General features: G+C 71.0%; 24 protein-coding genes. 17 read left to right on the plus strand and 7 right to left on the minus strand.

Translation table 11 applies throughout. The features are described from left to right. The first annotated feature begins 3 nt into the window (after positions 1 to 3). From trmD to AA0Z99_RS03405, 9 genes are all read left to right on the plus strand, one after another. Complete coding sequence (gene trmD / locus AA0Z99_RS03365; protein ID WP_413319447.1) at positions 4 to 729, plus strand: tRNA (guanosine(37)-N1)-methyltransferase TrmD; 726 nt, start codon at positions 4 to 6, stop codon at positions 727 to 729. Between the two features lie 61 nt (positions 730 to 790). Next, positions 791 to 1,417, plus strand: a complete 627-nt coding sequence (locus tag AA0Z99_RS03370) for a hypothetical protein (protein WP_413319449.1) — start codon at positions 791 to 793, stop codon at positions 1,415 to 1,417. Between the two features lie 180 nt (positions 1,418 to 1,597). After that, the gene (gene rplS, locus AA0Z99_RS03375; protein WP_413319451.1) at positions 1,598 to 1,945 is read left to right on the plus strand and encodes a 50S ribosomal protein L19; all 348 of its coding nucleotides are present in this window, start codon (positions 1,598 to 1,600) and stop codon (positions 1,943 to 1,945) included. A gap of 135 nt (positions 1,946 to 2,080) precedes the next feature. After that, the gene (gene lepB / locus AA0Z99_RS03380; RefSeq protein ID WP_413319452.1) at positions 2,081 to 2,860 is read left to right on the plus strand and encodes a signal peptidase I; all 780 of its coding nucleotides are present in this window, start codon (positions 2,081 to 2,083) and stop codon (positions 2,858 to 2,860) included. Beyond that, positions 2,860 to 3,492 carry a ribonuclease HII gene (locus AA0Z99_RS03385; RefSeq protein ID WP_413319454.1) on the plus strand — a complete coding sequence of 211 codons (633 nt, stop codon included), beginning with the start codon at positions 2,860 to 2,862 and terminating at the stop codon, positions 3,490 to 3,492. Before lepB ends, AA0Z99_RS03385 begins: the two co-directional genes overlap by 1 nt. Positions 3,493 to 3,584: 92 nt before the next feature. Further along, complete coding sequence (locus AA0Z99_RS03390) at positions 3,585 to 3,908, plus strand: DUF2469 domain-containing protein (protein WP_072313771.1); 324 nt, start codon at positions 3,585 to 3,587, stop codon at positions 3,906 to 3,908. Between the two features lie 162 nt (positions 3,909 to 4,070). After that, complete coding sequence (locus AA0Z99_RS03395) at positions 4,071 to 4,424, plus strand: YraN family protein (protein WP_413319456.1); 354 nt, start codon at positions 4,071 to 4,073, stop codon at positions 4,422 to 4,424. Further along, positions 4,421 to 5,953: a YifB family Mg chelatase-like AAA ATPase gene (locus AA0Z99_RS03400; protein ID WP_413319458.1), complete on the plus strand. Its 1,533-nt coding sequence runs from the start codon at positions 4,421 to 4,423 to the stop codon at positions 5,951 to 5,953. The genes AA0Z99_RS03395 and AA0Z99_RS03400 overlap by 4 nt, the downstream gene beginning before the upstream one ends. Then, on the plus strand, positions 5,950 to 6,489 hold the full coding sequence (locus tag AA0Z99_RS03405; protein ID WP_413319460.1) for a hypothetical protein: 540 nt from the start codon (positions 5,950 to 5,952) through the stop codon (positions 6,487 to 6,489). Before AA0Z99_RS03400 ends, AA0Z99_RS03405 begins: the two co-directional genes overlap by 4 nt. A gap of 289 nt (positions 6,490 to 6,778) precedes the next feature. Here the strand turns inward: AA0Z99_RS03405 and AA0Z99_RS03410 are convergent, their stop codons facing one another. The 6 genes from AA0Z99_RS03410 to AA0Z99_RS03435 form a co-directional block, all read right to left on the minus strand. Further along, complete coding sequence (locus AA0Z99_RS03410) at positions 6,779 to 7,348, minus strand: signal peptidase II (RefSeq protein WP_413319462.1); 570 nt, start codon at positions 7,346 to 7,348, stop codon at positions 6,779 to 6,781. Positions 7,349 to 7,447: 99 nt separating this feature from the next. Continuing rightward, positions 7,448 to 8,050, minus strand: a complete 603-nt coding sequence (locus AA0Z99_RS03415; RefSeq protein ID WP_413319464.1) for a cadmium resistance transporter — start codon at positions 8,048 to 8,050, stop codon at positions 7,448 to 7,450. Then, positions 8,047 to 8,406, minus strand: coding sequence for a Cd(II)/Pb(II)-sensing metalloregulatory transcriptional regulator CmtR (gene cmtR, locus AA0Z99_RS03420; RefSeq protein ID WP_413319466.1), 360 nt, complete (start codon positions 8,404 to 8,406; stop codon positions 8,047 to 8,049). The genes AA0Z99_RS03415 and cmtR overlap by 4 nt, the downstream gene beginning before the upstream one ends. A gap of 202 nt (positions 8,407 to 8,608) precedes the next feature. Further along, the gene (locus tag AA0Z99_RS03425) at positions 8,609 to 11,182 is read right to left on the minus strand and encodes a hypothetical protein (protein ID WP_413319468.1); all 2,574 of its coding nucleotides are present in this window, start codon (positions 11,180 to 11,182) and stop codon (positions 8,609 to 8,611) included. After that, the gene (locus AA0Z99_RS03430) at positions 11,175 to 11,528 is read right to left on the minus strand and encodes a helix-turn-helix domain-containing protein (protein WP_413319470.1); all 354 of its coding nucleotides are present in this window, start codon (positions 11,526 to 11,528) and stop codon (positions 11,175 to 11,177) included. The genes AA0Z99_RS03425 and AA0Z99_RS03430 overlap by 8 nt, the downstream gene beginning before the upstream one ends. Further along, a complete protein-coding gene (locus tag AA0Z99_RS03435) occupies positions 11,525 to 12,625 on the minus strand; it encodes a tyrosine-type recombinase/integrase (protein WP_413319472.1) in 1,101 nt (366 codons plus the stop codon). The genes AA0Z99_RS03430 and AA0Z99_RS03435 overlap by 4 nt, the downstream gene beginning before the upstream one ends. Positions 12,626 to 12,925: 300 nt before the next feature. On the opposite strand from AA0Z99_RS03435, the gene AA0Z99_RS03440 reads away from it, so the two are divergent. From AA0Z99_RS03440 to AA0Z99_RS03455, 4 genes are all read left to right on the plus strand, one after another. Then, the gene (locus tag AA0Z99_RS03440) at positions 12,926 to 13,954 is read left to right on the plus strand and encodes an Abi family protein (protein ID WP_413319474.1); all 1,029 of its coding nucleotides are present in this window, start codon (positions 12,926 to 12,928) and stop codon (positions 13,952 to 13,954) included. A gap of 331 nt (positions 13,955 to 14,285) precedes the next feature. Next, positions 14,286 to 15,020 carry a DNA-processing protein DprA gene (locus tag AA0Z99_RS03445; RefSeq protein WP_413319476.1) on the plus strand — a complete coding sequence of 245 codons (735 nt, stop codon included), beginning with the start codon at positions 14,286 to 14,288 and terminating at the stop codon, positions 15,018 to 15,020. 4 nt (positions 15,021 to 15,024) lie between these two features. Further along, positions 15,025 to 15,918, plus strand: a complete 894-nt coding sequence (locus tag AA0Z99_RS03450; RefSeq protein WP_413319478.1) for a metallophosphoesterase — start codon at positions 15,025 to 15,027, stop codon at positions 15,916 to 15,918. A 1-nt stretch (position 15,919) separates the two neighbouring features. Beyond that, a complete protein-coding gene (locus AA0Z99_RS03455) occupies positions 15,920 to 16,822 on the plus strand; it encodes a tyrosine recombinase XerC (RefSeq protein ID WP_413319480.1) in 903 nt (300 codons plus the stop codon). On the opposite strand, the gene AA0Z99_RS03460 is transcribed toward AA0Z99_RS03455, so the two are convergent. Then, positions 16,807 to 17,295, minus strand: a complete 489-nt coding sequence (locus tag AA0Z99_RS03460; protein WP_413319482.1) for a murein hydrolase activator EnvC family protein — start codon at positions 17,293 to 17,295, stop codon at positions 16,807 to 16,809. The two genes, AA0Z99_RS03455 and AA0Z99_RS03460, sit on opposite strands and share 16 nt — an antisense overlap. A gap of 247 nt (positions 17,296 to 17,542) precedes the next feature. Between AA0Z99_RS03460 and rpsB the strand changes: the two genes are divergently transcribed. The 4 genes from rpsB to frr all read left to right on the plus strand — a co-directional run bounded on the left by rpsB (position 17,543) and on the right by frr (position 20,743). After that, positions 17,543 to 18,472 carry a 30S ribosomal protein S2 gene (gene rpsB, locus AA0Z99_RS03465; protein WP_413319484.1) on the plus strand — a complete coding sequence of 310 codons (930 nt, stop codon included), beginning with the start codon at positions 17,543 to 17,545 and terminating at the stop codon, positions 18,470 to 18,472. 11 nt (positions 18,473 to 18,483) lie between these two features. Beyond that, positions 18,484 to 19,311, plus strand: a complete 828-nt coding sequence (tsf, locus tag AA0Z99_RS03470; RefSeq protein WP_413319486.1) for a translation elongation factor Ts — start codon at positions 18,484 to 18,486, stop codon at positions 19,309 to 19,311. Positions 19,312 to 19,430: 119 nt separating this feature from the next. Beyond that, entirely contained in the window at positions 19,431 to 20,144 is a 714-nt protein-coding gene (gene pyrH, locus AA0Z99_RS03475; RefSeq protein WP_413319488.1) for a UMP kinase, read from the plus strand. A 44-nt stretch (positions 20,145 to 20,188) separates the two neighbouring features. Then, positions 20,189 to 20,743, plus strand: a complete 555-nt coding sequence (gene frr, locus AA0Z99_RS03480; protein ID WP_413319490.1) for a ribosome recycling factor — start codon at positions 20,189 to 20,191, stop codon at positions 20,741 to 20,743. The last annotated feature ends 7 nt before the right edge of the window (positions 20,744 to 20,750 follow it).

The raw sequence follows: 20,750 nt of genomic DNA on the forward strand, positions 1-20,750 counted from the left end.
GCCGTGCAGATCGACATCGTCACGATCTTCCCCGAGTTCTTCGGAGTGCTGGACGTCTCGCTGGTGGGCAAGGCGCGTCGCGACCAGCTGCTGCAGCTCGGCGTCCACGACCTGCGCGACTGGACCCACGATCGTCACCGCACCGTCGACGACACGCCCTACGGCGGCGGCGCGGGCATGGTGATGAAGCCCGAGCCGTGGGGCGATGCGCTCGACGCGCTGCTCGGCGCGCCCGACGGGGATGCCGTCGACGCGACGGCGCTCGCGGATGCGGTGGTGGTCTTCCCCACGCCCGCAGGCGTGCCCTTCACGCAGGCGCTCGCGCGCGAGCTCGCGGAAGAGCGCAGGCTCATCTTCGCCTGCGGTCGCTACGAGGGCATCGACGCGCGCGTGGTCGACCATGCCGGGACGCGCGCCCGCGTGCTCGAGGTGAGCCTCGGCGACTACGTCCTGAACGGCGGCGAGGTCGCGGCGATGGCGATGATCGAGGCCATCGGGCGGCTCGTGCCGGGCGTGGTCGGCAACCCGGCGAGCCTCGTCGAGGAGAGCCACGAGGACGGCCTGCTCGAGCACCCCTCGTACACGAAGCCGCAGGTGTGGCGGGGTCTCGAGGTGCCGGCGGTCCTGCGCAGCGGCGATCACGCCCGCGTCGCCGCCTGGCGGCGCGAGCAGGCGCTCGAGCGCACGCGCCGCGTGCGGCCTGACCTGCTGCGCGACGACCGCGGCTGACGCGCGCCTGCCCTCAGCGAACAGCCCGGCGCGAGCGGGCTCGGGTCGCTAGCCTCGGAGCATGGCTTCGAGCACCGCTCCGCAGAGCGTCGACCGACCCCCTCGGCACTGGGCCCTGCGCACCGGCTTCTGGGCGTTCGCGGCAGCGATCCTCGTGCTGCCGGCCTGGATCATGTTCGGTCGCGGCCTCGCGGGCGCGCCGCTCGGCGATGCGCTGCTGCTGCAGGCGTTCCTGGGTCCGGGACTGGCGATCATGATCGCGCTCGTCGTGGGCGTCACCTTCGCGCGCAAGGAGGTGCGCGGTCCGCGCGCGGTCTCCTGGCGCGACCTGCGGCTCGTGGGGCCGTGGCTCCTCGTCATCGCGCTCCTCGGAGTGACCGTCGTCGACTCGGCGGGCGGCCGCTCGGGGAGCGCGCTGACCGCGTGGTTCGGGGACGGCTGGCTGACCGCGTCGAGCTCCTTCACCGCGATCGGCATCATGGCGACCATCCTGGGCGGCATCGTGCTCTTCTGGCTGCAGGTGCTGGAGCTCGGCCGCGAGACGCGCCGCCGCGTCGAGCGCGTCGTGAACGACCTGCAGGCGCCGCTGCTCGAGCAGCAGGCGCGACAGGCGGAGGCGAGCTTCTCCTCCCTCGACGGCCCGCAGGCGGGTCGGGTGATCCGCATGGAGGACGACGAGCGCCCGTGACGCGCCGCGCCGGCCGGGCCGGTGGTGCAGTCGCTCGGCGTGTGGCAAGATAGGTCGTTGGTGCCACGTGCGGTCCCGCCTGCGAGGGCGGCCTCTGCCACAGGGGAGCGGACGCAGGGCACCGTCTCCAGATACCTATGACGCGGTCGACCTGTGGCGGCTGCAGAGAGCGATACCGCCATGCACATCCTCGACAAGGTCGACGCAGCAAGCCTCCGCACCGACGTCCCCGACTTCCGTCCCGGCGACACCGTCAAGGTGCACGTCAACATCATCGAGGGCTCGCGCTCGCGCGTCCAGGTGTTCCAGGGCGTCGTCATCGGCCGCTCGGGCCACGGCGTGCGCGAGACCTTCACGGTCCGCAAGGTCACCTTCCAGGTCGGCGTCGAGCGCACCTTCCCGGTGCACTCGCCGGTCATCGACAAGATCGAGCTCGTCAGCCGCGGCGACGTCCGCCGCGCCAAGCTCTACTACCTCCGCGGTCTCCGCGGCAAGGCAGCCAAGATCCGCGAGAAGCGCGACAGCTGACGCTTCGCGGAGGCGGGGTCGGCGTGCTGCCGACCCCGCCTCCTGCGTTCGTCGCCGAATCGTGATGCGACGCGCGCGCGCGGCCGCGGAGACAGCCCTCCGCGCGCCTAGACTTGGTGAGGCGAAAGGGCGCGGATGACGGACACGGTCGAGGCCGGCAGGGCTGGCCGCGGCGACGGCGGATCCCGCGGCGGACGCGGGGTGCTGCTGTTCCTGCGCGACATCGTCGTCATCTTCCTCATCGCGCTGCTGATCTCGTTCCTCGTGAAGACGTTCCTGATCCGGCCCTTCTGGATCCCGTCGGAGTCGATGAACGACACCCTCCAGGTGGACGACCGGATCATCGTCAGCCTGCTCACGCCCACGCTGGTGCCGGTCGAGCACGGCGACGTGGTGGTCTTCGAGGATCCGGGCGGCTGGCTGCCCGAGCAGCCGCACGAGCCCGAGACGGGCATCGCGGGCGCCGTCGACTGGTTCCTCACCTTCGTCGGCCTCGCACCCGAGGACGACCACGGCTACCTGATCAAGCGCGTGATCGGCCTGCCGGGGGACACCGTCCAGTGCTGCAACGACTTCGGGCAGCTGCTCGTCAACGGCGTGCCGATCGACGAGCCCTACCTGCGCCTCGACCAGGACGGCCAGCCCGCGAGCTCGACCGCCTTCGACGTCACGGTGCCGGAGGGCCACCTGTGGGTGCTGGGCGACAACCGCAACCACTCGGGCGACTCGCGCGTGCACATGGATGCTCCGGGCGGGGGCTTCGTGCCGATGCAGTCGGTCGTGGGCCGCGCGATCGTGGTCTCCTGGCCGCTCGAGCGATGGACCTGGCTGGACAGCTACGAGCAGTCGTTCGTCGGCGTCGAGTCGCAGGGCGCTGCCACCGAGGTGATCCGGCCGCTCGCGGTGAGCCACTGATGCCGGCGACGCCGACGCTCGAGGTCGAGCAGGCCCTGTGGGCGGATGCCTCGCAGGTGATCGGCATGGACGAGGTCGGTCGGGGAGCGCTCGCCGGGCCCGTGAGCGTCGGCGCCCTCGCGCTGCGCACCGGCTGCGGAGCCTGGCCGGAGCACCTGCGCGACTCGAAGACGATGACGCCGCTGCGGCGCGCGTCCACGGCGCCGCTCGTGCGGGAGTGGGGCGTCAGCGCCGTCGGCCACGCCTCCAACGACGAGATCGACCGCTTCGGCATCACCGTCGCGCTCGGGCTCGCCGGCCGCAGAGCGCTCGTCGCGCTCCATGCCGCAGGCATCGACGTGCTCGGCTCGGCGATCCTGCTCGATGGCACCTTCGACTGGCTCGCGCCGGCGCTGCGCGCCCCGGTGCGCACCGTGCTGCGCGCGAAGGCCGACCGCGACTGCGCGTCGGTCTCGGGGGCCGCGCTGGTCGCGAAGGTGGAGCGAGACGGGCGGATGGTCGAGGCCGACGAGGTGCACGCGGGCTACGGCTGGGCGTCCAACAAGGGCTACGGCTCGGCCGCGCACATGGCCGCCATCAGCGAGCTGGGCCCGACGCCGCTGCACCGGCGCACCTGGTTGCGCGCCGCCTGAGGCGGGGCCGCCCGATGCGGGGCCGCCCGGGCCTGCGGCGCCTGCGCTGCGAGGGTCCATGGGGCTCTGCCCAGGGGCCATAGGATGGGGGCGTGGAACCCGAGGACATCGAGGACTACGACCGCGAGGTCGAGCTGGCCCTCTTCAAGGAGTATCGCGACGTCGTCGGCATGTTCAAGCACGTCGTGGAGACCGAGCGCCGCTTCTACCTCGCCAACGACGTGAAGATCACCCGGCACGACGCCGGCACCGACTTCTACTTCGAGCTCGAGCTCACGGACGTGTGGGTGTGGGACATCTATCGCTCCGACCGATTCATCAAGTCGGCGCGCGTGCTCACCTTCAAGGACGTCAACGTCGAGGAGCTCGCCTCGCGCGACCTCGAGCTGCCGAAGGACCTCGCGATCGAGGAGTGACCGACCGCTCGGCGCCCTGGCGCTGATCGCTGCGGTCGCGCCCGTCCGGCGCGCTCACCCGCGCACTCGTCCTCGGTCGCCGCAGGCCGTGGCGCCCCGCCTTCTCCACAGCCGCGCGCTCGGTCGGCGCGCGGAGGCGCTCGCATCCGCTTACCTGCGCCCATGCGAGCCAAGGATCAGCTGGGCCTCGACGGCGAGGCCGCCGCGAGCGTCCACCTCGAGCGCGCGGGCATGCGCATCGTCGACCGACGCTGGCGCTGCGCGCACGGCGAGCTCGACATCGTGGCGCTCGACGGCGACACGGTCGTCTTCGTCGAGGTGAAGACGCGACGCGGGCTCGCCTTCGGCCATCCGTTCGAGTCGATCACGCCGAGCAAGGTGCGGCGCCTGCGCATGCTCGCCGGCCTCTGGCTCGAGGCCTCGGGCGCGCGCGGGCCGGTGCGGCTCGACGCGGTGGCGATCATCGCGCCGCACCGCGGCCCGTGGCGGGTCGAGCACCTGCGGGGCATCGCGTGAGCGGCTTCGGGCGCGCGCAGTGCGTCGCGCTGCGCGGTCTCGCCGGCATCGGCGTGCAGATCGAGGTGCATGCCTCGTCGGGGCTGCCGGCGGTCGTCATCGTGGGGCTGCCGGGGCCATCGGTGCAGCAGGCGCGCCACCGCACCTGGAGCGCGATCGCCAGGATGGGGCTGACGGCGCCCAGCGGCAAGGTCGTCATCAACCTGACGCCCGCGTCGCTGCCGAAGGCGGGCACGCACTTCGACCTCGCGATGGCCATCGCCGTGCTGCGAGCGAGCGGCGTGGTGCCCGCGGACGACGGCGAGACCGCGCTGCTCGGCGAGCTCGGCCTCGACGGCAGGCTGCGCCCCGTCGCCGGCCTGCTCCCGCTCGCCCGCGCGGCAGCCGCGGCGGGGATGACGAGGCTCGTGGTGCCGAGCGCCGCCGTCGACGAGGCTGCGCTCGTCGCCGGGCTGCGCGTGCTGGGGGCGCCGAGCCTCGCCCATGCCGCCGCGCTGCTGGGGGCGGAGGTCGACCCCGAGCCGGTGGAGGCGGTGCCGGCCGAGCCCGTGCCCGTGCGCGCGCACGCCGTCCTGGACCTCGCGGAGGTGATCGGCAATCGCGACGCCATCGATGCGCTCGAGGTCGCGGCGGCGGGGGCGCATCACCTGCTGATGATCGGCCCGCCGGGGGCGGGGAAGACGATGCTCGCGATGCGCCTGCCCGGCATCCTGCCGCCGCTGGACCAGGAGCAGGCGCTCGAGGTGGCCTCCCTCCGATCGCTCTCGGGCGAGCCGCCCCCCGCGACCCTCGACCTGCTGCCGCCGTTCGAGCATCCCCATCACACGGCCACCGGCGTCGCGCTCGTGGGCGGCGGCTCCGGCACGATCCGGCCGGGTGCCGCGGCCCGGGCCTCGCACGGCGTGCTCTTCCTGGACGAGGCGCCGGAGTTCCCGCGGGCCGTGCTCGACATGCTGCGCCAGCCGCTCGAGTCCGGCTCCATCACGATCGACCGGGCAGCAGGGAGCGCCACCTTCCCGGCTCGGTTCCAGCTGCTGCTCGCGGCCAACCCGTGCCCGTGCGGCCTGTTCGGCAGCGGCGACTGCACGTGCACCCCGCAGCAGCGCCGACGCTACATCGGCCGGCTCTCCGGCCCGCTGCTCGACAGGGTCGACCTGCAGGTGCGCGTCGACCGCGTCGCCGCAGCGGGCGACGGCACCGACGGCGCGCGAGGGGGAGAGCAGCGCACGTCGGCGGATGCTGCTGCGCGCGTCGCCGAGGCACGGGCGCGGGCCGCTCGGCGCCTCTCGGGCACCCCCTGGAGCGCGATGGGTCACGTGCCAGGACCGTGGCTGCGGCGGAGCCTGCCGCTCGAGCCTGGCCTGCTCGCTCCGCTCGAGCGCGCGCTCGAGAGCGGAGCCCTCACCATGCGCGGCCTCGATCGCACCGTCCGCGTCGCCTGGACGATGGCCGACCTCGACGCGGCGGCCGCGCCCACCATCACGCACATCGGGCGCGCCCTCGCGCTCAGGAAGGGGATCCCCGCATGAAGGCGTTCCGACTCGGTCTCGACGTGGTGCGCGAGGCGGTGCGCGGCACGCTGCCGCCGACCCGCGGCGAGCACTCCGAACCGGGGGCGGACGGGCCCGCAGCGGTGCCGTCGTCCCGGCTCGACGACGAGGCGGTCCTCGCCCGCTTCGCCGCCGGCGCATGGACGGTGCTGCCTGAGCCGGGGGACGGCGTCGCGGGCCTCGTGCGCGCGGCGCTCGGTGACGTGCGCGCGCTCGAGCTGCTCGTCGATGGCGCGAGCACCGCGCAGTGGCTCGGCGCCGTGGCCGAGCCGGAGCTGGCGCGCCGGCTGCCAGAGGCGCTCGATCGCTGGCGACCGCGGCTCGGGGCCGACCGCATCCTCGGCGCGTTCTCGCAGGGTGCGATGCACGGGCAGCGACTCCTCACGCGCGCAGACGACGCCTGGCCGACGGCGATCGACGACCTCGGCCCGCACGCCCCCTCGGCGCTGTGGGTGCGCGGCGACCCGTCGGCGCTGGCCGCGTGTCGCCGCTCTGACTGGCAACCTGCGCTGTAGCAACTTGACGCTATAGCTCCGAACTCGCTCTGAAAGAAGGCTCTCGGTCCGGGGTGCTCGAGGTCGACGGAGCTTCCCTCAGTGGTCGGTCTCCGGGCCAGGCAGAGGTTCTGGAGGACGGGGCCAGCGGCGTCATCGCTCTCCAGCGTTCGAAGCGGCGCCTCGGTAAGACGGGGCGCAGCACCGGCCGTTAGGGGCGCACGGGAGCAGACGAGGGGCGAGGTCGAGCAGTCAACCGCTACGCAACCGGATGGCGCGCTCGGCGCGGCGTCGGCCGAGCTCCTGGCCGCTACGAGGTGGACCGCGGCGCGTGCTCGGGACGCATTCGCTTGCCGTTGGCCGCCAGGATCAGGCACACCGCCAAGCCAGCGAAGACGAAGACGTCTGCGACGTTTCCGATGAACCAGTCGGCATAGGCGATGAAGTCAACGACGTGGCCCCTGCCCAAACCAGGGGCTCGTGTCAGGCGATCGACCACGTTCCCGAAGGCGCCACCGAGGATCAGTCCGAGGCCGACCGCCCAGGGCAGCGACGTCGTCCTCCCGATGAGCCAAGCGGCGAACGCGGAGCCGGCAATGGCTATGACCGTGATGATCGGGGTGGCGCTGGCGCCGAGCGAGAACGCCGCGCCGGGGTTGAAGGCAAGCTGAATGGCGAGCAGGTCGCCGAGCAAGGGCTGCCGCTCTCCCATGGCGAGCGTCGCCTCTGCCCAAACCTTGCTGAGCTGATCGACCGAACCCGCGACGAGGGCCACAACGAACCCCAGCAGGGCCGCTCGACGCCGCGGTCGGTCGTCCCGTCCCGAGGCGGTGGCGTCGGCGGCAGTGGATGGCGCGCTCGCATCAGCGGTCTGCGTCACGGCGCCATCCGCGATGAGTGCCCGCGACAAGTCCGGGTCCGCGGCCTCTGACGGCATCTGGTTCGCATTCAATGGATGTACCTCCTTCGCTGTTTCGCGTCAGAGCCCGAAGGCTCCGCCGCTGACCAGGATGAAGATGCCGAGGCCGATGAGGACGATCGGGAACAGGATGTGCTCCCAGCGCTCCAGCGCCTCCGCGATGGGTCGGCGGGTGGCAACGAACTTGGCCAAGGCCACGAGCACCGCCACCAGCACTAGGAATACGACGCAGTAGGCGATCACGGCGGCCGTGCCCACGCTGAGGAAGACCGGGACGTAGACGCCGATGTTGTCTCCGCCGTTGGCGAAGGTCACCGCGGCGACGGTCCACACGGCGACCTTCTTGCCTTCGATCTTCGCGTCGTCGTCGTCGTCGTCGCCGTCCGCGCGCCAAGCCTGCCAGGCGGCCCACAACCCCAGGGCCAGCGGGATAAGGCCGAAGTACGGGATGACCTCCGGGGGCAGGAACGCCCCAGCTCCCAGGGCCACCAGCACGGCCGCACCGAGGATGCCGATGAACCCGAGGTACTGCCCGATGAGGATGCGGGCGGTGGTGCCACGCTCACCGGCCCCTCGGGCGAAGAACAGCGAGAGGATGATGATGTCGTCGATGTTGGTGGCAAGGAACAAGCCGATCGCTTGCAGGACCGAGGACAGGATCACGCGCCCGCACCCGTCTCGCAGCAACCGGGCACCGAGCAGGCCGGGTCGAGGCAGGGTGCGTCCTCGTTGACCGCGAGGGTGGTGTCGACCAGGGCGGTCAGTGCACGTGACAGGTGCGGGTCGGCGATCTCGTATCGCGTCTGCCGGCCCTCGGGTATGGCGACCGCGATGCCGCAGTCGCGCAGGCACGCGAGATGGTTCGACACGTTCGAGCGCGTCAACCCCAGAGCTTCGGCAAGCTCCGCCGGGTGGGCCGGCGCCTCGAGCAGCGTCAGCAGTATCCGCGATCGAGTTGGGTCGGACATGGCGCGCCCCAACCGATTCATCACATCCACACGAGAGGCAATAGTCATCATGCGCTGAACTATACAGCACAGGCTGAACTGCAAGCGTCACCCAGGCTGGCGCGATCGGCATCAGGATGGTGAGGGCCCTGGCCCTGAGGTTGCGTCGGCTCGGCGCTCGAGGATGTTCAGCATCTTCGGCGCACGAGCAGTGGATGAGCCTGGGCCAAGCGCGGCCCAGATCAGCGCTAGTCACAGAGGCTAGGGACTCAGTCTACGGGCCGCCGCCATCGTCGAAGAGGCCGGTTAGGGCGGCGTAGCGGCCGTCGCTGACGGCGACTGCCTGAGCCCAGGACGTCGCGGTCGAAAGGCCGGTGAGCCGCGCCACGACCGGCGCCGGGAGTTCCTGCACGAGCGAGACCACCGCGCCGGTTCGGGCAGCACGCACGCGCACACCGACCGCGTTGAGGCGGTCGGTGAGGGCGTCTGTGGAGATCGAGGTGCCGTGGTACTGGCCAGGGAACAGCCAGTCATCCTCACCCGCGTCAGAGAGAAGCCGCGGCGCTTCTCGATGGCCTCTAGCCGCGACCGCCAGCTCGCCGATCGCGCCATGCAGATCGAGCGGATCGGCACCAAGCCGGATGGCAACTCGCCCACCTTCCACGGCGATGTCGGTGACTCGCAGTCGCCGCAGCTGCACGACCCGAGTTCCGTAGAGCAGCACGAGCACGCCCGCCAGGCGAGTCCGCGGGTCGATGGCCCGATCGTGGAGCAGGCGTTCGAGCAGCTCCCATCGCTCACCTACGCTCGAGCCGGTCGGCGTGAGGTTCGACTTGCGCTGCGGCGGCACCCTGAGTCGGGGGCAGAGCTGGTTGCGCGCGGCCCAGCGCAGGAATGCGGCGGCTCGAATCCGGCGGGTCGTGCCCGTCGAGAGCCAGAGGTCGAGTCTGGCTTGGTCGAGCTGGGCGATGGACTCGGACCGGTCGGTGAGCCAGGCGAGCAGACTCAAGACCTGCCGCAACTCATCCCGCCGGCCGGCGGTCTGCCCCGGTGTGACTGGGCGGTCCTGCTCGCGCAACTGACGCAGCGGTCGCCAGCGCACGAATCGCTCGAAGGCGCGGCGATGTCCAGCGTCCGTGATGCCCGCTGCCGTCTCGGCGCACCACCGCTCGAAGCGGACGAGGTGCTCATCTCGCGGCGGAAGGAGCTCGTTCTCGACGAGGAGTGAGCGCACCGGTGCGACCTCGTCGAGACTGCCGAGGCTGTCGAGGAGCTCGTGACTCAATGTGTCCGTCCTGGAGAGGGCCAGGGCGAGCTTTGCTGTGGTGGTGTTGCGCCGGAAGGCGCGCAGGGTGCGGCGCGCATCGGCGGCGAGGCAGCGCTCCCGAAGTCGAGCCAGCGTGGGCCGGGCCGCGATGAGTTCATCGGGCAGCAGCTGATAGAGCTTGTCGTCGGCGTAGCAGCGACTGCACCACTTTCGCAGGTGGAGGCGCGCTCGAGTTCCGCATCGCTTGCAATCTCGATGCATCAGCGGGCTGTTGGTCGAGCAGCTGAGGCACAGCGGTCCGACGGTCGTGCGCGCGTTCACCCGCTTGGGCAGGGCGCAGCTGATGCACCGCTCGATGTTCTGGGGGACGCATGCCCAGCAGATCGGTGCGCCATCGGCGTCTCGAGCTCTCGGCACGGTGAGTCGGGCGCAGAGCGAGCACGGCTCGGGGCGGCGGTCGCACGGCAGGCATATCGCGTTGTCCGTGGCTGCGAACTTGCACTCGCCCCTCGATCCGCACCGGGTGCAGGTGTCCATCCGTGCGGCGGCGTAGCACGCGAGGCAGGTCGCCCTGTCGGTGCCTTGGAACCGGCACTCGGCCTCGGTGCCGCATCGGGTGCAGACGTCCGGGACCGGGACGGCCCGGCAGCGCCAGCACATGGGCCCGTGTGGCGCTCGGTAGGCGATCAGCCTCCGGTTGTCGCAGCCAACGCAGTCCGCCCACGACTCGTCGAGGCGATTGGTGCAGGCTTGGCAGAGTCGGCTCCCGTCGGGTCGACGCAGCTCCAGGCTCGCGGGTTGCCCGCAGCCGTCGCAAGCTGCCAGGTGGCCGGCGCGGTAGCACTTGCGGCAGCAGGTGAGACTGTCCAGGCGGCTCGTGAGCTTGCCGGTCCTGCCGCAGTGACCGCACGTGCGCTGGGGCAGCTGCGCTCCCTCCGCGCGCAGCGCATCGTAGAAGGCGGTGAAGAGGGAGGATGCGGGTGATGCGTCGATGAGCCACTCTGCTCCGAAGTAGTCACATTCCAGGGCCAACCGAAGCTTGCGATCGGCTTTCAGCCCCAGTTGCTCGACGGCGGCCGCAGCCACAGTCTTGTCACCGCCGGGAACGTGGGAGGCGGTGAACCTTGCGATCCGCTCCGCGGCAGTCGGCTGCAGGGCTTGCCAGCACGTCCGGCAGAAGTCGCGGCCGGCGACGGAGCGGTCCCGCTTGGCATGCTCGTGGCACCGATGGCAGCGCACCGTCACCGCCGCCCGCTCCCGGGCACACACCCCGCAGATGGCGCTTCCGCCCACCCTGTTAGGCAGCGGCCGCTCCCGTCCGCAATCGCCGCACGCGGGCGCGCGCACGGTTTGCGCGCCCGCCTGGACGAGGGCGAGGAGGATGCGGGCGAGGCCGGTCGGGGTCTTCGGCGATGCGGCCGTCAGCAGTCCCGGGTCCTCGTTGAGCGCTGCTTGCAGCCGACGGCCCTGTGGCTCCTTGGCGACTAGGCGGTCGATGACCTGGTGGATGGTGGACGGCTCGAGACTCGCCTCGACACTGGCGATGGCACCGGCTAGCTCGGCAACGACGAGCTCACGCATCCGGCGGCAGTACCCGCGCCCTCGGCGGCCTGAGGCCGCGCTCCCGTAGGACCGCCGTGCCGTTCGCGAGACGGTCGCCGCCGTCCGTGCCAGTGGCCTTGGTCGCGGAAGCGCCCAGGTCGACCTTCCGGATCAGATCGTCCGCGCCGCAGTCGAAGATGTCCATCAGCGCGACCAGCACGTGCATGTTCAGCCGTTCAGGCTTCTCGACCGCCAGCCGGTATATCTGACTGGAGGAGAGCTCGATTCCTCGCTCTCGCAGCAGCGGAACCAGTTTCGACGTCGCGAACATTCCTGCGGATGCCATCACCTCGCGCAGCCGCCATTCGTACCCCACAACCTTCATTCGCTCAATCCTTCCGGTTCTGGCCTCAGCCTCTGCAATGCGTCCTGCATCATCTTGTTCGCGAAGTCGCCGCTGACGGCTGTGTAGATCGACGTCGTCGACTGGTGCAGGTGCCCGACCTGCCGTTGCACGAACACTGCGTCCACGCCGTCCTCCACCAGGTGCGTGACGTAGCTGTGGCGCAGTGCGTGCGGCGACAACGTCCGCTCCAAACCTAGGTCGTTGCGATAGGCGGCGAACCGTTCTGAGAGTTCTCTCGGGCGCAGCCTCGTGCCCCGTTCGGAGAGCCACATCGCCCGCTCTCCGTCCGGTCTCATCAGTGGCCAGACGTTGTCCAGATAGTCGCGCACCGCTTCCACCGCCCAGTCGTGCAGCGTGACCACCGAGCGACGCTTGGGCGCGCCGCCCTTCGAGGCCTTCCCGTGCCGCACGTGCAAGATCCCGAACTCGCCGAACTGGGGTGCGTGTGCGTTGCGGTAGAAGTCCGTGACATCGAGGTTGACCGCCTCGTTCGCGCGCAGCCCCCACCCGTAGGTGACGCGGAGCAGCACCGCGTCTCGGTACGCCGGCAGAGCGCCCTTGCGCCCTCGGGCCAAGCACCGCTCGACCTCCTCGTCCGCCCGGTCGAAGAGCATCTGCAGTTCATCGCGCGTCAAGGGCCGCCGGCCCGGCCGGCCCTCGTAGTCCTGCAGGTGGCGAACGGAGTTCCAGTCGTGACAGACCTGCACCGGGTGGGTCCCGAACCGTCGCTCGCACTCGGCAACCCAGCCGTAGTGCTCAGACGTCAGGTACTCGCAGAACCCCCGCACCGCCTGCTGATAGGAGCGGATCGTCGAGCGGGCCAGCTTGCGCACCGAGACGAGGTCGAGCATCCACTCGTCGAACTGCCCAGCCGACCATTCCCACGGCAACGTGCCGGAGTGCGCTCGGAACTTAGCCACCGCCCGCGCTGTACTGCGCACGTAGTCTTCGCCGAGGTTGCGGCCACCGAGCTGCTGCGCTCGCCAGCCCGCCAGCATGCCCTCGAAGACGGCCTCTTCTTCTCGCAGGAACGAGACCCCGGAAGCCAGGTACAGCGCAGCGACTCCGTGCGGCACGCTTCCAGCAACCACTCCAGGCTCTCCCATCAGATGCCGACTGCCTGCATCTAACGCGAACACTACGTGGTTGCGCAAATCAGCCCTGGCGTCTCCCGGCGAGCCGTCTCAACCCGAACCGGATCGCGCAGCGGCATCGGCCACCGATTGCTGCCGGTAGTTTTCGGTTGCGGTTACGACACGCCGAAAGCGAACGGACTTGATCGGGCGGTTTCCAGGTGACTAAGGTGAACGCATACACACCGGCCCCTCTTCGCCTTCGGCGTAAGGGCCGGTTTTCTCGTGCCATAGAGTGCGAGCGTGCATCCCTACTCGAAGCCGCACTTGTCGTACGCAGGGCAAGTCGAGCGGCTCTCGGCCAGGGGGCTCGACTGCGGCGACAGGGCGACGGCCGAGCGGGCGCTGGAGCACCACGGATACTACCGGCTGGGCGCATATCTCTACCCGTTCCGGCGGTTGCTGCTCGACCACGAGCCTCGCGAGACTGCTCACCAGTACCGTGGCGATGACTTCGTCGCCGGCGCCACCCTGAGCGCGGCGCTGGAGCTTGCCCGGTTCGACGCGAAGCTGAGGAGCGTCGTTCTCGAGGGGCTGGGCACATTCGAGACCGTCCTGCGAGCTCGAGTCGCCTACGTGCTCGGCCAGCGCGATGTATTCGGTCACGCGAACGCCGGCGCACTCGGTCCTCGCGCCGCGGATCGGCCCCCGCAGCCGTATCAGAGCGAGTACGCGACCCAGCACGAGATGCTGCTCGGGGCGATCGAGAAGCAGTTGACGAAAGCCGCGAGTGAAGACTTCCTCCAGCACTTCCGCGCCAAGTACGCGAAGCCGGAGCCCATCTGGTTGGTCCTCGAGACCGTGGACTTCGGAACCTTGGTCCGCCTCTACCGCCTCCTGCACCGTGACGATCAGAACGCCGTCGCACGCACGTTCGGGATCACGGACGGAACCCGTCTGGTCGGGGCCTTCCAAGGCTTCAACGTGATCCGCAATCAGTGCGCACACCACACCCGCTTGTGGAATCGCCGCATCCCTCAAACGCTCGCGACGCTCGCCCCGGGCGTGCTTGCCAATGGCGCAGACAGCCTCGACCAGCGAGGCGACCGCGATCGCTTGTATGGGTACATGGCACTGCTCGCGTACATGCTGCGCGCCACAGCGCCCGACATCCAGTGGCCGGCCAGCCTCAAGACGCAGCTGCTGAAGATCACGCGGATTCCCGGCGTGGGGCTCGGAGACATGGGCTGCCCGCCTGACTTCGCCGACTTCCCAATCTGGCGCGTGGGGAACCAGAGCGTTCAGTGCCACGCGCGGGCCCGACCAGCCTGAGGGAAGCCGTCCAGTTCTTCGGCCCTCGGGCACTTGGGTGGGCGATTACACGGGTGCAGGGAAGGCCTCATCAGACGCGCCGCGCCGCGATGCGGTCCGCCGTGAAGTCCAGTTCGGGAAGGCCCGTCGCTTCCCGCTAGATGCGAAGTTTCGGCGTTAGACGGGAATCTCCCGCCCTGTCGTTCGCACTTCCCTAACTGCCGCTGGGCGCTCGACGCCACCGCCGTACGATTAGGGACGATATCTGTCGACTGGGATCGTGCATCTGACGCAATAGCGCTGGGTTGCAGCGCTGGTCGGCTCACGCGCATCCTCGGGCTACGGCGAGCTCGTGACGGCGCAGCTCGCCTCCGGGCTCGTCGATCGCGGCTTCGCGGTCGTCTCGGGCGGTGCCTACGGCATCGACGGCACCGCGCACCGGGCGACGATGGCGGCCGGCGGCATCACCGTGGCGGTGCTCGCAGGAGGGCTCGACCGCTTCTACCCCGCGGGGCACGACGAGCTGCTGCGCCGGATCGAGGCCACGGCCTGCGTCATCGCGGAGGCGCCGAGCGGCATCCCTCCCACGCGATGGCGCTTCCTCGCGCGCAACCGGCTGATCGCCGCGCTCGCGAGCGTGACGGTGGTGGTGGAGGCCGGGCAGCGGTCGGGCTCCATCAACACGGCCGGGCATGCCGCTGCGCTCGGTCGGCCCCTGGGCGCTGTGCCGGGCCCCGTGACCTCGGGCGCGAGCACCGGATGCCACCGGCTGCTGCGGGAGTACGACGCGGTGGTCGTCGAGCGGGCCGAGCACGTCGTCGAGCTGGTCGAGGGCGCGAGGATCGAGGGCGCAGGCGTCGGTGGCGGTGCGCTCGACGCCGTGCACGCCGAGGAGCTACGCGTCCTGGATGCGCTCAGCACGCGCGCGGCGCGAGGGGTGGACGAGCTCGCGGTGCGCACGGGCATGGCGCCCCGCGATGTGACAGCGGCGCTCGCGCTGCTCGAGCTCGCAGGCCGCGCCGTCGAGCGCAGCAGCGGCTGGGTGCGCGCGGCGACCGCGTCCGGTGGAGGAGCGAGGCTAGCCTGAAGGGGTGAGCTTCGGCATCCACCCCGCGCCCTCTGCGGTCATCGCGCACCTCAGCGACACCCACCTGCTCGCCGGCGGCGCCGCCCTCGCGGGCATCGTCGACACCGAGCACCACCTGCGCGCCACCGTCGAGCGCCTGCGCACGGCCGCGAGCGACGCCGATGTCATCGTCGTCTCCGGCGACGTCGCGGACCTGGGCGAGCCCGAGGCCTACGCGCTGGCCCGCGAGATCCTCGAGCCGGTCGCCGCGGAGCTCGGGGCCCCGATCGTCTGGGCGGCGGGCAACCACGACGAGCGCGCCCCGATGCGGGCAGCGCTCGGGCTCCCCGGGGGCGCGGGCGATCCGATCGACCTCGTGGTCGAGGTCGGGGCGCTGCGGGTGGTGTCGCTCGACACGAGCCTGCCGGGATGGCATCACGGCGGCTTCGACGAGGGCCAAGCCGAGTGGCTCGAGGGAGCGCTCGCCGATCCGCCCGCGCTCGGCACGGTGCTCGTGATGCACCACCCGCCGCTGCCGTACCGCAGCAGGCTCATGCGGCTGCTCGAGTTCCGGGACGAGCAGCGCCTGGCCGCCGCGCTCGGCGACGCCGACGTGCGGGCCATCCTCTCGGGGCACCTGCACGTCAACGGCTCCGGCACCTTCACCGAGATCCCGGTCGTGCTCGCCGGTGCGACCAGCTACGCCGACGACCTCGGTGGCCCGCCTCCCGCGATGCACGGGATCGATGCCACGCAGTCGTTCAACCTCATCGAGCTCTACCCCGACTCGGTCGCGCACTCCGTGGTGCCCGCGCTGCCCCACGACTCGCGCGAGACGCTGCCGGCCCACGTCGTCGAGCAGCTGCTGCTGCTCGAGCCCGCTGCGCGCATGGAGCGCTTCAGCAGGAAGCCGGACTGAGATGCGGCTGCCGGTCGCCGTCGAGGGCTACCTCTCGCACCTCGAGCGGGAGCGGGGCTCCTCCGCGAACACCGTCCGCGCCTACCGCAGCGATCTGGCGAGCCTCGTGGCGCACTGCGATGCGAGCGGCATCGACGATGCGGAGGCGCTCGACATCGAGACCCTGCGCGACTGGCTGTACGCGACCACCCAGGCAGGGGCGGGCAAGGCGACCATCGCCCGCAGGAGCGCCGCGGCACGCGGCCTCAGCCGCTGGATCGCAGCGCACGGCGGTGCGGACACCGCCAGCCGGCTGCGCACGCCGAAGCGCGACCAGCACCTGCCTCGCGTCCTCTCGCGGACGGCGATCGACGCGATGCTCGGCGAGCTGGACGAGGCGGCGAGCGACGGTGACCCGCTCGCGCTGCGCGACCGCGCCGTCATCGAGCTGCTCTACGCCTCTGCGCTGCGCGTGAGCGAGCTCGTCGGCCTCGACGTGGACGACGTCGATCTCGAGCGGCTGACGGTGCGCGTGATCGGCAAGGGCTCGAAGGAGCGGGTGGTGCCCTTCGGGCGACCGGCGCTCGACGCGCTGCTCGACTGGCTGCGCATCGGGCGCGCCGGTCTCGCGAGCGCCTCGAAGCCGCATCCGGCGCTCTTCCTGGGAGCGCGCGGCGGGCGCCTGGGGCAGCGGCGCGTGCACGAGCTGGTCTCGGCGCTGCTGGAGGCCGCGCCCGGCTCCGGCCCGCACGGCCCGCACACCCTGCGCCACACGGCGGCGACGCACCTGCTCGACGGCGGTGCCGATCTGCGCGCGGTCCAGGAGATGCTCGGCCACGCGAGCCTCGGCACGACGCAGCTCTACACGCACGTGTCGCTCGAGCGGCTCGCGGCGGCCTATCGCACCGCTCACCCGCGCGCCTGACGACCGAGCTTCGTGCCTGCCATCGGCAGCAGCACCGGCCGCTCCACCCCCAGCAGGCCGAGCGGATCCACGTAGGCGCCGTGGAGCCTGGCGCCGAGGTGGAGCCTCGGCTGGCCGGGCGCGTGGCCGGCCAGCAGCACGCCGATCTGCTCGCCTGCCACGACGACATCGCCAGCCGAGACCGTCGGCTCGACCGGCTCGAAGCTCGACACCAGGCCGCCGGCGTGCTCGATCGAGACCACCGGGCGGCCGGCGACCGGCCCTGCGAAGCGCACCGTGCCATCCTGCGGAGCGACGACCGCCGAGCCCGCTGGCGCCGAGATGTCGATGCCCCGGTGGCCGGGGCCGTAGGCGGTCTCCGGCGCATCGAAGGCCCGCACGACGTCGCGCGAGTCCACTGGCCAGACCCACGCAGCGAGCGCGACCGCCAGTGCGAGCAGCAGGCGGAGGGTGCGAGGCGGCGACGGGAGCATGGAGGGCATGATGCACCGGCGCGGCCGTCGCGCGCGCACGCACCGAGGGCACCGGGGGAGAGCGGCGGAGCATGTAGCATAGGAGGGCATCGTCTCTGCGATGACTTCGCGCGCCCACCGCGACACCACCTCCATCGGTCCTTCGGCTCGAGCCCCGTGCTCGTGCGGGAGGCGGAGGCGGGTCAGGGCGCCAGGGGCTCGGCCACCGGCCGCGCCGACAGAACCGCAACAGAAGAAGGAGGCGGCCATGGCCGTCGTCACGACTCGCCAGCTGCTCGACAGCGGCGTCCACTTCGGGCACCAGACCCGACGCTGGAACCCCAAGATGAAGCGCTTCATCTTCACCGAGCGCTCCGGCATCTACATCATCGACCTGCAGCAGTCGCTCGCGCACATCGACCGCGCGTACGACTTCGTCAAGGAGACCGTCTCGCACGGCGGCAGCGTGCTGTTCGTCGGCACCAAGAAGCAGGCGCAGGAGTCGATCGCCGAGCAGGCGACGCGCGTGGGCCAGCCCTACGTCAACCAGCGCTGGCTCGGAGGCCTCCTCACCAACTTCAACACGGTCTCGAAGCGCCTGAGCCGCATGAAGGAGCTCGAGGAGATCGACTTCGAGGACACCACGCAGGGCTACACGAAGAAGGAGTTGCTGCTCAAGAAGCGCGAGCTCCTCAAGCTGCAGAAGTCGCTCGGCGGCATCCGCAACCTGCAGCGCACCCCGTCGGCGCTCTGGATCGTGGACACCAACAAGGAGCACCTGGCGGTCGACGAGGCCAAGAAGCTCGGCATCCCGATCATCGCGATCCTCGACACCAACTGCGACCCCGACGACGTCCAGTACCCGATCCCGGGCAACGACGACGCCATCCGCTCGGTCGCGCTGCTGACGAAGATCGTCGCGGACGCCGCGGCCGAGGGCCTCATGCAGCGCCACGGCGGCGGCGACGCCGCTGCCGAGCCGATGGCCGAGTGGGAGCGCGAGCTGCTCGCGCAGCAGGACGCGGCACCGGCCGAGGCCGCCGCTGAGCCGGCTGCCGAGGAGCCCGCCGCCGAGGAGGCCCCTGCCGCTGAGGCTGCCCCCGCAGAGGAGACCCCTGGCGCTGAGGCTGAGGCCCCCGCAGCCGAGGAAACCCCCGCCGAGACCACCGAGGACGCCGCCGCGTCCGCGTCGAACTAAGGAGCCGCTGGATGGCAACCATCAGCATCGCCGACCTCAAGATGCTGCGCGAGCAGCTGGGCACCGGCATGAGCGACACCAAGGCCGCCCTCGAGGAGGCCGGTGGCGACGTCGAGAAGGCCACCGAGATCCTGCGCCTCAAGGGTGCGAAGGGCAACGCGAAGCGCGCTGACCGCTCGACGAGCGAGGGCCTCATCGCCACCGCGGAGGGCCAGGGCGCGGTCACGATGATCGCCCTCGCGTGCGAGACCGACTTCGTGGCGAAGAACGACAAGTTCATCGCGCTGTCGGAGCGCGTGGTCGCCGCGGTCGCGGCTGCCGGCGCCGCCGACCTCGAGGCCGCCCTCGCGGCGCCCGCCGAGTCGGGCACCGTCCAGTCGGTGATCGAGGAGCAGGCCGCGACGATCGGCGAGAAGCTCGAGCTGACGAAGGTCGCCCGCGTCGAGGGCTCCGAGCACGCCGTCTACCTGCACCGCACCTCGAAGGACCTGCCCCCGCAGGTCGGCGTCGTCGTCGCCTACACGGGTGACGACGCGGAGACGGCCCGCGCGGTCGCGCAGCACATCGCGATGTTCGACCCGCGCTACGTCACCCGCGACGAGGTGCCGGCCGCCGAGGTCGACAAGGAGCGCGAGCTCGTCACCGAGATCGCTCGCGGCGAGGGCAAGCCCGAGGGCGCCCTGCCGAAGATCATCGAGGGTCGCCTCACGGGCTTCTTCAAGCAGATGGTCCTGCTCGACCAGGACTACGCGCGCGACAACAAGCAGTCGGTCGCCAAGGTGCTCGAGTCGGCAGGCCTCACGGTCACCGGCTTCGCGCGCTTCAAGATCGGCGCCTGAGCGCCGCAGCACGTCACGGAGGGCCGGGGGAGACCCCGGCCCTCCGTCGTGCGCGAGAGGATCGCGGTAGGCTTCTGAGCGGTCCGCGCTCGGGCCGAGACCCCTCAGGAGGAGCCCACATGCCAGCACAGCCGCGCCGTCGAGTCCTCCTGAAGCTCTCGGGCGAGGCGTTCGGGGCTGGAAGCCTCGGAGTGAACCCCGACGTGGTGCAGGCCATCGCCCGCCAGATCGCCGAGGCGGCTGCGACGGTCGAGATCGCGATCGTCGTCGGGGGCGGCAACTTCTTCCGCGGCGCGGAGCTCAGCCAGCGCGGCATGGAGCGCGGTCGCGCCGACTACATGGGGATGCTCGGCACCGTGATGAACGCGCTCGCGCTGCAGGACTTCCTCGAGCAGGCTGGCGCCGAGACGCGCGTGCAGTCGGCGATCCAGATGACCCAGGTCGCGGAGCCCTACATCCCGCGGCGCGCGGAGCGGCACCTGGAGAAGGGTCGCGTCGTCATCTTCGGCGCCGGGGCCGGCCTGCCCTACTTCTCCACCGACACCGTCGCCGCGCAGCGCGCGCTCGAGATCGGTGCGGATCAGGTGCTGGTGGCGAAGAACGGCGTCGACGGCGTCTACACGGCCGACCCGAAGCACGACCCGGCGGCGACGCGCTACGAGGAGATCACCTACCAGGACGCCCTCGTGCGCGGGCTCAAGGTGGTGGACTCGACCGCGTTCAGCCTCTGCATGGACAACCGCATGCCGATGCGCGTGTTCGGCATGGACGGCGACGGCCAGCTGCGCAGCGCGATCCTCGGCGAGCCGGTCGGCACGCTCGTGCGCGCCTGAGGCGCGCGGGCGCAGATAGACTCGACAGCGACGGAAGGAACCACGTGATCAGCGATGTTCTGGCTTCGGCCAAGGAGAAGATGACGCAGTCCATCGAGGTCGCGAAAGACGACTTCCAGACTGTCAGCGCAGGGCGGGCGAACCCCGCGCTGTTCCAGCGGCTGAACGTCGAGTACTACGGCTCGCCGACGCCGCTCGTGCAGCTCGCGTCGTTCCAGCAGCCGGATGCGCGCACGCTCGTCATCACGCCGTTCGACAAGACCGCGCTCAAGGACATCGAGCGCGCGATCGTCGCTGCGCCGCACCTGGGCGTGTCCCCGTCGAACGACGGCAACATCGTCCGCGTCGTGATGCCGGAGCTCACCGAGGAGCGCCGCAAGGACTACGTGAAGATCGTCAAGGACAAGGCGGAGCAGGCGCGCGTCGCCGTGCGCAACGTGCGCCGCCAGGCGATGACCGACCTCGAGAAGCTCAAGGGCGAGGTGGGCGACGACGAGATCTCGCGCGCCGAGAAGGAGCTCGAGGGCAGCACCAAGCAGGCCATCGAGGGCATCGACGATGCGCTGAAGAAGAAGGAAGCCGAGCTCCTCGAGGTCTGACCGAGGG

Source organism: Agrococcus phoenicis, assembly GCF_047302415.1.
Taxonomy (GTDB): domain Bacteria; phylum Actinomycetota; class Actinomycetes; order Actinomycetales; family Microbacteriaceae; genus Agrococcus.

Coding starts and splice junctions, on each gene's coding strand:
- AA0Z99_RS03430 (WP_413319470.1), bottom strand. CDS start 11,528: ATGAAGGTTGTGGGGTACGAATGGCGGCTGCGCGAGGTGATGGCATCC.
- AA0Z99_RS03460 (WP_413319482.1), bottom strand. CDS start 17,295: ATGCTCCCGTCGCCGCCTCGCACCCTCCGCCTGCTGCTCGCACTGGCG.
- AA0Z99_RS03425 (WP_413319468.1), bottom strand. CDS start 11,182: ATGCGTGAGCTCGTCGTTGCCGAGCTAGCCGGTGCCATCGCCAGTGTC.
- AA0Z99_RS03385 (WP_413319454.1), top strand. CDS start 2,860: ATGCCGGCGACGCCGACGCTCGAGGTCGAGCAGGCCCTGTGGGCGGAT.
- AA0Z99_RS03405 (WP_413319460.1), top strand. CDS start 5,950: ATGAAGGCGTTCCGACTCGGTCTCGACGTGGTGCGCGAGGCGGTGCGC.
- AA0Z99_RS03455 (WP_413319480.1), top strand. CDS start 15,920: ATGCGGCTGCCGGTCGCCGTCGAGGGCTACCTCTCGCACCTCGAGCGG.
- AA0Z99_RS03395 (WP_413319456.1), top strand. CDS start 4,071: ATGCGAGCCAAGGATCAGCTGGGCCTCGACGGCGAGGCCGCCGCGAGC.
- rplS (WP_413319451.1), top strand. CDS start 1,598: ATGCACATCCTCGACAAGGTCGACGCAGCAAGCCTCCGCACCGACGTC.
- rpsB (WP_413319484.1), top strand. CDS start 17,543: ATGGCCGTCGTCACGACTCGCCAGCTGCTCGACAGCGGCGTCCACTTC.
- pyrH (WP_413319488.1), top strand. CDS start 19,431: ATGCCAGCACAGCCGCGCCGTCGAGTCCTCCTGAAGCTCTCGGGCGAG.
- tsf (WP_413319486.1), top strand. CDS start 18,484: ATGGCAACCATCAGCATCGCCGACCTCAAGATGCTGCGCGAGCAGCTG.
- AA0Z99_RS03370 (WP_413319449.1), top strand. CDS start 791: ATGGCTTCGAGCACCGCTCCGCAGAGCGTCGACCGACCCCCTCGGCAC.
- cmtR (WP_413319466.1), bottom strand. CDS start 8,406: ATGATGACTATTGCCTCTCGTGTGGATGTGATGAATCGGTTGGGGCGC.
- lepB (WP_413319452.1), top strand. CDS start 2,081: ATGACGGACACGGTCGAGGCCGGCAGGGCTGGCCGCGGCGACGGCGGA.